The organism is Pirellulales bacterium, from assembly GCA_035499655.1.
Taxonomy (GTDB): Bacteria; Planctomycetota; Planctomycetia; order Pirellulales; family JADZDJ01; genus DATJYL01.
This window is the reverse complement of record DATJYL010000034.1, coordinates 1-8,783: the sequence shown is the minus strand read 5'-3', so window position 1 is coordinate 8,783 and position 8,783 is coordinate 1. Positions and strand designations below refer to the sequence as shown.

General features: G+C 55.4%; 6 protein-coding genes. 1 reads left to right on the top strand and 5 read right to left on the bottom strand.

Going from position 1 to position 8,783, the window contains the following annotated elements; genetic code table 11:
* Positions 1-1,160 (top strand): site-specific integrase (locus VMJ32_02255; GenBank protein HTQ37819.1); only part of this gene is annotated, 1,160 nt, incomplete at its 5' end.
* Between the two features lie 194 nt (positions 1,161-1,354).
* Here the strand turns inward: VMJ32_02255 and VMJ32_02250 are convergent.
* From VMJ32_02250 to VMJ32_02230, 5 genes are all read right to left on the bottom strand, one after another.
* On the bottom strand, positions 1,355-3,025 hold the full coding sequence (locus VMJ32_02250) for a hypothetical protein (GenBank protein HTQ37818.1): 1,671 nt from the start codon (positions 3,023-3,025) through the stop codon (positions 1,355-1,357).
* Positions 3,026-4,336: 1,311 nt separating this feature from the next.
* Positions 4,337-5,176 (bottom strand): GYF domain-containing protein, encoded by an 840-nt coding sequence (locus VMJ32_02245; protein HTQ37817.1) that lies wholly within the window; start codon positions 5,174-5,176, stop codon positions 4,337-4,339.
* A 41-nt stretch (positions 5,177-5,217) separates the two neighbouring features.
* Positions 5,218-6,372, bottom strand: a complete 1,155-nt coding sequence (locus VMJ32_02240; protein ID HTQ37816.1) for a hypothetical protein — start codon at positions 6,370-6,372, stop codon at positions 5,218-5,220.
* On the bottom strand, positions 6,372-8,210 hold the full coding sequence (locus tag VMJ32_02235) for a hypothetical protein (GenBank protein HTQ37815.1): 1,839 nt from the start codon (positions 8,208-8,210) through the stop codon (positions 6,372-6,374). Before VMJ32_02235 ends, VMJ32_02240 begins: the two co-directional genes overlap by 1 nt.
* Positions 8,200-8,783, bottom strand: a 584-nt coding sequence (locus VMJ32_02230; GenBank protein HTQ37814.1) for a hypothetical protein, incomplete at its 5' end; no start/stop codon positions are given. The genes VMJ32_02230 and VMJ32_02235, both read right to left, overlap by 11 nt.

Genomic DNA, 8,783 nt, shown 5'->3' with positions numbered 1-8,783 from the left:
TCGTCACTCTCGGGGGGCGCGACATCTATTTGGGCCACTACAATACAGCGGCAAGTCGGCGAGAATACAACCGACTAATCGCGGAATGGACCGTTCACCACGGCACTCTGCCCAACAAGCAATCGAGCGACCTCACAATTTCCGAGTTGCTGGCGTCGTTTCTGCGCTATGCCAAGGCCTATCATAGCGGAGCTGAACTCGAAAACTTCGCGTACGCCATGCGTCCACTGAAAGCGCTCTACGGACCGACCCGCGTGGCCGACTTTGGACCGCTAGCCCTCAAAACTGTCCGGCAAAAAATGATCGAAGCAGACCTGGCGCGCAAAACCATCAACGGACGTGTGAACCGTATTCGCCATATCGTGAAGTGGGGGGTAGAGAACGAGCTGGTGCCACCCAGCGTGTTGCATGGCTTACAGGCTGTGGCGGGCCTTCGCTTCGGCCGCACAGAAGCACGGGAAGCGGAGCCCGTGAAGCCAGTCCCCGATGCATTCGTCGAAGCGGTGCTGCCTTATGTCTCACCCCAAGTGGCGGCCATGATTGAGCTGCAGCGCATCACCGGGATGCGCAGCGGCGAGGTGACCATCATACGTGGCGCCGACATCAATATGACCGGCCGCGTTTGGGTCTACACAGTCCCCACTCACAAAACCGCCTGGCGTGGGCACGAGCGGAAAGTGTACTTCGGCCCCAAGGCGCAACAGATCCTTAAACCGTTTCTAAAAGCCGACCTGGAAGCCTATCTGTTCAGTCCGGCCGATTCGCTGTTGCGGATCTACGGGGCCCGCCATGCGGCGCGGAGAACACCCCTTTCGTATGGTAATCGTCCAGGGACCAATCGCAAGAAGTCGCCCAAAAAACGAGCGGGCCCGGTTTATGACACTCACAGTTATCGGCGCGCCGTGACCTACGGTATCATGGCCGCCAACAAAGCTCGGCTTGCTGCAGCCATGGAAGCAGGCATCGAAGCCGATAAGGTTGCATTCGTTCCGCACTGGCACCCGCATCAGTTACGGCATAACGCGGCCACAAATTTGCGCCGGGAGCATGGCATCGAAGTGGCTCGGATCATCCTGGGACATCGCTCGCCAGCGATTACGGAAGTGTACGCAGAAGTCGACCACACCAGGGCCATCGATGTCATGGCACGAATCGGGTGATTCGTTAGTATCATTTTCATTGCCGGTTGGTGGGATCACAAACGCCCTTTCGCACGACATACCTTGCTGCTGCGTCACCGCAGAAGGTGCAGGGGTACCAACGCGTCGTCACGCTCGGATTCACCTCGGAATGAAGAGCGGTCATTAGCTAATTCGGAAGGCGGCAAACGTGCCCGAGTGCATCGCCAGGATGGTTACTTCTTTTTGGGTCTGCCTCGCGTGCGAAGTGGTGGATGGGGCAGTTTGTTTCGATCGGCATATCTATCCGCGGCCGCTCTAATCCCATTTACGGTTGTGATTCGCTGCCCCGGAAACTGCCCTGCAATTTGCCTAATGATCTTCGTATACTTCACTCGGTTGCAACACATGTCGTAGATCACTTTGTCGCGTGGATCGAACGGGTTTTGAGCGCCGTCGGGTTGTGCCTCGCCTCCGGCCTGGGAGAGCTTATCAGCTATCTCCTGAAGACGTGGTGCGATTGTCAGGGCATCTTCCAATTTGACGTACGCCGTGACAGGGATGCGACATTCAGGACCTAACGCCTTACGCACACGCTCGGCGAAGTCCTGCCAAAAGCTGGCTTCTTGTTCCCCCAGCCTCCGTGCTTCATCGAGAATTGCGTCCAGTTGCCGATGCGTCGGACGCCGATAGGCCTTGAAGTAGTGCGCGGCGGCCGGGTACTCGCCTGGATGTTGGGCAACGGCATCTTTTGGCAGTGACGTGTCCCAAAGGTGCTTTGTTTTATTCAGCGTTCCGATGCAGATTTCCTTTTCGACATGGCCCACGACATTGATGAGGTTACTGAGTCCGCCGGGGATCATCTCCGGATTCTCGGTGACCACTCGTTTTACACGTACATCGGCGCCAAGGTAAAACCGATCCATGCTTAACAGGAACTCCAGCTCGTCGTGCGGAATGCTTTTCTTGAGTACTGGCACGAAGTTTTGCCAGATTTCGTCTGCGCGACGATCGCGCGTGGCCTGAACAAGTTGATCGAGGGTCTCAAGCTTCAGGGCGTGCACAGTGGCTCGGCACGCTTCCAAACGGATCGCATCCTCAGCCCGCATGCCGTTAAGGAAATCAGCCTTGGCATAGGAACATTTGACAGGATCCTTACCCTCTGTGAATAAATCGGCTAGGAAAAGCTTGCGTTGTTGGTCGCTGAATTCTCCCGATGCATCTTGCTTTCTTGAATCGATTTCGGGGCTCGGCAAATCTTTGTGCTCTTCTACCGTCAGCCCTCTTACGTCGCCACCGGCTTGGCCAAGAGTCGTTCCCGTTCGTTTCTTCCAGCGGATCCACTCGCAGGGATCCATTTTCAAGGCGATAGCTTCGTCTGCAAACTCATCGATTGGCCACGGGGATCCAGTGCAGCGTGTGTCATAGACTCTCCCCAGTTCCTCGTACAGCCAGCGGCTACCCTTAAACGTCATTGGGGGGAGCCCTGTTTGCACAAGGAAATCCCGGTGTTGCTGAAGGAATTCCCTGAATTGCCCGAGTTCAGCGGCTAACTCGTCCAGTGAGTAGAAGGGTGTTTTGTCGTCGAGCAGATACACGAGCATCTTTACGCGTCCAGCCAGCTCAGGTAAATCCGCCTTGTGCAGCAACTGAAATGCGGCGTCGGCAGGAAGTGCCTCCAACGCTGCCGCCAGCAGCGAAAACGGGAACGTCTGCATTGCCGGAAGGAACAGATTGGGGTCAAGGATCGTGCGCGGCGCAAACGTCCCGACGAGGCGCTCGAGGCAACGAAAGATATCAGGGACGCGATCTTGAAGTCGAAACCGACGAGACAAGTCATCGGCGTACTTTAAAAGTACTGCCGTACAGGTGTCATGCCAGCCAATTTTTGTTGGTTTTTTGCTCATCGCTCGACATGCAGGAGTCCGTCTTCAAATAGTCAGGGGCCGGACACCCAAGCCAATTACTGAGCTAACCAGTGACTCGGGCCAGGCCGCATTGCAAGATAGTTGTCGCGCCGCACCGCCGCAAGCACCCGGCGTCTGCGCTGAATCGTTGCGACCGTTGCAGAGGCGCCCCGTGATTGACGAGTCAGGACTGGACGCCGTTCTGGTGGGCATCTTCCATTGGTTTGTGCACATCACGGACCTCTGCAGCCGACCTATCGGCCACCGCACGGCGCCAACCGTGGCCGCAGGGATGGAACTTGGCCAGGGTCTCGTTCGGTCGCCGGCGTGCCAAGAAGAGCTCGCAGTTCGCTCGGCGAGCCGTCGACGGAGGGTGAGGTTTTCCTTGGCTCTTCCCCGACGCAGATTCTGGTACATCCCCGCAAACGTTAATTCGATAGGGAGCTGCCCGCCGCCGATCTCTGGGCCCGAACACGGGTGGGACGAGCAACGAATTGGCTAAGAGTATTTACTGAACTATTCAACGTTTTTAGTTACAGGAAAGTAACCGGTGGCTTGCTGATGGCAGGGGACGAGGAAAGCGCGCTTCTCTGGAAGGAGAGTATTCACATCGCCAGCACTTAGGCGCGGACTTGGAGGGACCCTTGGCACGGCCAACGCAGGCTTACAACTTGGCGGGTGCCGGCGCCCATGCCGGCCGCGGCGGTGACCCACCTGAAATGAAGACCGGGTGCTCCTGGGCCGTCCCACGGGATAACGTCCTGAATTGTGCGCACAAATTGAAAAGGCAGTCCTGGAACTGGTAGAAGTTTGTTGTCAAACCAACCCTACCAGCACGAAAGGACTGCCAGATGGAGATTGTAACACAATCCGGAAGTGAGGAGAACTTTGCAGGCGTGATTCGGATCGAGGAAGGGAAGATTCGCTCGCACGTGGATCAGGTCGTTCGGGAGACGGTCGAGCAGACGCTCAACGGCCTTCCTCATGGATGCGCATCTTGACGGACGCTTCCTCCCACGGGGCGGCCTGGGAGCGGCTTTTCTTTAACTGTTATGAACAGGCGGCAAAGCGTTTCGCCAGGGCATGGGAGCGCGGTGTTCAATTACGGCGGGAGCGTTTCCTGATCGCCGGGGCTAAATGAATGAGAGAACCGCAAGCGGAGGAATTTCGATCAGGAAGCAGGAGCACGCTCAGCGTGGATCTTGCGCGTGCCACACCCGACGGAGTGAATGGCACGGGGGTTGCCCAATTCTCCTTGACAGGACAACACGTGACAACTGCTGGGCCCGTCGACGACAGTGAACTGTAAAACTATTTCTCTTCTTCAAGCCGTTTGATCGTGGCGTTAATTTCTTCGAGCTGCTTGTTGGTTTCTGTCAGCGCTCTGGTTTCCGCATCCGCATCTTGACCGCGAGCGATGTTTTGATCGCGATTGGCGCGAATGCGTTCGATTTGAATTTCGTAATCGAGCTTCATTTTCTGATACTCGCGCAAATCGTCTTCGCGCTTTTGCCGCGCAGCTTGCTCGCGATCCAATTTGGAGATGTTTTGGGCAGATTCAAGTTCCTGGCGGTGAAGCTCGTCCGCCTTCTCTTCGTTGAGTTTGGCGACCCGACTGGCATTGACGGCCAATACATACCAGGTCGGAGCGATCATCAAGGCTAGAACCGCGACAACCACCACTGTCAACAAAAGGGCGTTTTGCTTCAGCCAAGCAGAGATCGGCACCGTTCTGACAGGAAAGGCCAGCCCCGGCAGGCGGGCTGCTGGGAGCCACGCCGGATTTCCTTGCATCCACACTGGATCGGTCGGCCCGAGCAGCCCAGCACTAATTCTTTCCTGGATAGTTTGAACACTGAATGGCCCGACGGTTTGTCCGTCCAGATGGATATAGAATTGCACTCCGGGCGACGCCATTTCCGTAGCCAAAGGGAATTGTCCGTCCGTCAGCGCAATTTCGGATTGCGAGAATGTTCCCCCCAGAACGCTAATGGGCTTCCAATGCTCGCGATCGGCAGAAATTAATGTGTCGAGCGCAATGCGGCCCGATTCTTTCATCGACAATAAAACGGATTCTGAAAATGGTCCGCGCACGGCGCCTTGTGATTTGACATACCAAACATCGTTGGTGATTAAGTCCTGGCCAGACATGACCGAGCGCCCCTGGGAATGTGATAAAGAACGAAGCCGATCTATTTTTGGGAGTTGATGTATTGGAACATTAAGTAGAACAAGCCGATAAAAACGGCCGCCGCAAACACGGAGATGACCACGAGCAAAGTGGAGGTGGCTTTGGAGCGTGATTCCAAACGGCGAAAGACCGCCAATTCGTCCAGGACCTGCTTGGGAATTTGATAGCCATGCGATTCGGCCGCGGCCACGAGGACATCAATTTTTTCCGCAGGCTGTTCCTGTCGAATGGCGGTGAGCAAAGCTTGCACATCGCGCTGAAAGACAAGCTGACGCAGTTGTTCCGCTTCGCGATCCAATTGATCGAAGATGGGTTGGACACGTTGGTACAGCAGCGGAGGCATAGATAACGTCGATTTTGCTTTTTGCAAGCGACCCACAACCCGATTCCAATCCGCCCGTAAGGTTTCCAATCGGCCCACATCTTTACGGCTATAGGCTAGCTCCAGCTCCACGGCCAAGTTTGGAAACAACTGCTCGTAGGAAATTCGTTCCAGAGCGGTGCGGTATACCGTATTGGTGCTTTCAGGTAACGGACTGGTCCAAGGTTCTTGTTCAATCTGGCCGACAAAATCCTGGATGCGTGCAAAATGATTTGAATTGAGCCAAGATTGCCCGGCGGCACCTAATTCTAGCGCGTACTGTCCCTCGAACACGGCCACATCGTCGCGCCAAAATGCAGTGGTTATGTCGGCGCCTGCGATTTGGCGCAAAACGCTCAATCGCTGGTTAATGGGGGCATCTTGCAAGGCCAAGGTTCGATGCTGGCCGAGGAGCGGCGCCAGTTGCTTTTCCATGGCATAGGCATCGTTAATGGCATTGGCAATCTGTGTTTTCAGCGATTCCGCACGGGGCCAGCCATAGGTGCCGGTGAGCTCTTGCCACACCGCGAGCTCGGAAAACGAGAGAGACGCCACGAATTGCAGCAGATCAGGATCGGCTTCGGACAAAGCAATGGCTTCTGGGCGGCAGCCCTTGGCAAGCAGAGCACTGCAGCGCTCCAGCCGCTGGTTGGCATAAAGGCAGGCCTGGGCATACACGGAAGCCAGTTCCTCCGCTTGCGGTGAATTGGCATGGTCAGACGAATTGACGAAAGTGCGAATTTCCTCAATGGCGCGGGCGAGATCGGCTTTTGTTTTGTCGAGTGTCGAGAGCATCATTTTTGTCCGGAGAGCGGAACTGTTTTTTCTTCGCCGCCTTCATACGTAACTTTCAGTGTGGCATTATCGAGTTGTCCCTTTATGGCTGCTTTTTGAGCATCGTTAAGAAATTTAACTCCGTCAGACCAAGTAAAGGTGACGCTAACCTTGTTCTTTTGCGTGGTAAAAGTTGCCAGCTCGACACCATTAGGAGATGCTGGTTTGCCTGGACCGGGTGCACTAAGAAAGCACTTTACGATCTTACCGAACTCAATCGCTTTAGAAGTGAATGGATCGGAGACACCAGTCAAATCGAGCTTTAAAATAGAAGCATTCGGTGGGGCATTTGGTACATCAATTACACTGGAATTGCCGACACTTACATCCGGGATTAAGCTTCGGGGAGTAGGTGTTGGAGTCGGAGGTGGTACGGGCGCCTTACCGCTGTCAGCGACGGTCTGACCCTTATCTGGCTGATTGGTTTTTTGTTTGGCAAGTTCGTCCTTGAGTTGCTGAGCGAGTTGTTCTTTTTCTGTCTTGAGCGAATTAATATCTGCCTGGAGTGAGTTAATACTGGCCTTCTGCTCGTCGTTTTGTTTGTTCAAACCAGTAATAGTTGCATCGCGCTCTTTAAGTTTATTTTCTAGGCTGTCGATGGTTTCGTTTAACGTTTGTTTGTTCGAATCGAGCAGATGAAGTTGTTGAGTCGTGGTATTCTTCAGCGAATCGAGCTCTGCGGCGGTCGTCTTTTGTTGTGATTCCGCGGTGGAAAGCTCTGTTTGCAATTTTGCATAGTCGGTTGTCTTATCGTTGATCGTTTGGTCACGCTCCGCAATTCGAGATTGCAGGCTAAGGATGATAATGGCTGCCAATCCCATACAGATGGCCAATGTTGCGACTGCGCCTAGAGCGATGCCTTGGCCAAAGGAATAGCCGGCCGGCGATTCGGTCGGGGTGGAGCGGCGATTGGGGCGCACGAATTCTGCGGCTTCGCTTTGCCAGCGTTCTTCGGCCGTTGTCATGCTCGGCTGACGGTGCGTTGGCCTGGGGATGGACGCCGCAGTCACAGCGGGGACCATTGCTCTTGCTTCGGGCACAGACTGCTGGCTGGCCACAACGCGGCCCGGCGGAGCAGGTCCCAAAGGCCCGGTAGCATCGACGACCGTGGCCTGCGAGCGATCGAGTTGGGCTGGGAGAGGAGCGCCGGGAGCAAGGCATCGGACGGCACATTTGACCGTTGGCGAAAGTGATTGAAAGCGAGTCATAAAAGTGACGTTCCAACGTTCCCGTTGAGTCGCTGCCGCCAAAAGCGATTCGGCCAGCGACAGCGAGGAATTTTCGGGCGTAATGAGATAAATGAGCTTACCTGCCAGAGCCTCGTCGACGATAAAAGCCTTCCATTCTGCGGTCAAAGGCCCGTTTAATTTTGCACCGGGCTGCGCTGGGTGCGGGATACGCGGGGGAGCGGCAATTTCTTCGACGCGGCCGTCCCAACGCGATCGCAAAAAGTCGGCAGCATTAAGCAGCGATAGGGGATCGAGGCCGGCGGTCTCTTCTGGAGAAAACGCGACGTGGTGAACGAAGAAGGTTTGGCGATGGGTGTAATCCAACCCAGCGTTGGCCGAACGGGAAAGAACATACCAGCGAGTTCCTGCCGCGGCAAAGTGCAGCAGTGATGAGCATTGAAATTGCTTGCTGCTGGCGTGCTCGATGGACGCGCCGTGGTAAGAACTGAGAGTTTCCAGCGATTCGCGCAATTGGAGCGGCATGCCCTTGGTCATTTTCACCGTTGCCAGTCCGGATTGACCGGGTAGTAAGCCGTGCGGCGCCGAGGTGTATTGCAGTTCAAAGGGCATTGGTAGGAACCGGATCGTGTCCGCGGGCGATTAACCCGCCAACAGTCAAATTGACGCCCAACAGAAAGGGAGTGGTTACGTTCCAAGGACGAATGTCCCCGGGTCGGCAAAACGCCTGACCGGCGGCGTCAAAGCGCGGAGTATTTCCCAGCGCGCTGGCGGGGACATAGTAGACGGTGGAGGCCAACGATTCGGCCGCAAAGCAAATTTCCGGAACATGGGTGCGTAGCAATCGTTGTAACTGCGCTGACTGACGCTGAATTTCGTCGATGTTAAGGGCCCAAATGGTGGAATTTGACGGTCCCTGGCAATCCGGCAAGCGCTGGCCGAGGAGCTGCAGCCAAGCATCGGCTTTGTTAAGCACGACAATCAAAGGGCGGTTTAATCGCTCGCCATCGGAAATTTGCAAGAGTTTGCGAATACGGATCGAGGCCTCGCGAAGAACCGCTTCTTGCCGGTGCACGTTGACCAGCGGGGGCGGCGGTTGGTGATGGCCGTTGGTTTCTTTCAGCGCCTGATGCCAGCGCGGATCTTGCGTGGGATCGAACAAAAACAGCAAAAACCGTGATTCAG

Coding starts and splice junctions, on each gene's coding strand:
- VMJ32_02250 (HTQ37818.1), bottom strand. CDS start 3,025: ATGAGCAAAAAACCAACAAAAATTGGCTGGCATGACACCTGTACGGCA.
- VMJ32_02245 (HTQ37817.1), bottom strand. CDS start 5,176: ATGTCTGGCCAGGACTTAATCACCAACGATGTTTGGTATGTCAAATCA.
- VMJ32_02240 (HTQ37816.1), bottom strand. CDS start 6,372: ATGCTCTCGACACTCGACAAAACAAAAGCCGATCTCGCCCGCGCCATT.
- VMJ32_02235 (HTQ37815.1), bottom strand. CDS start 8,210: ATGCCCTTTGAACTGCAATACACCTCGGCGCCGCACGGCTTACTACCC.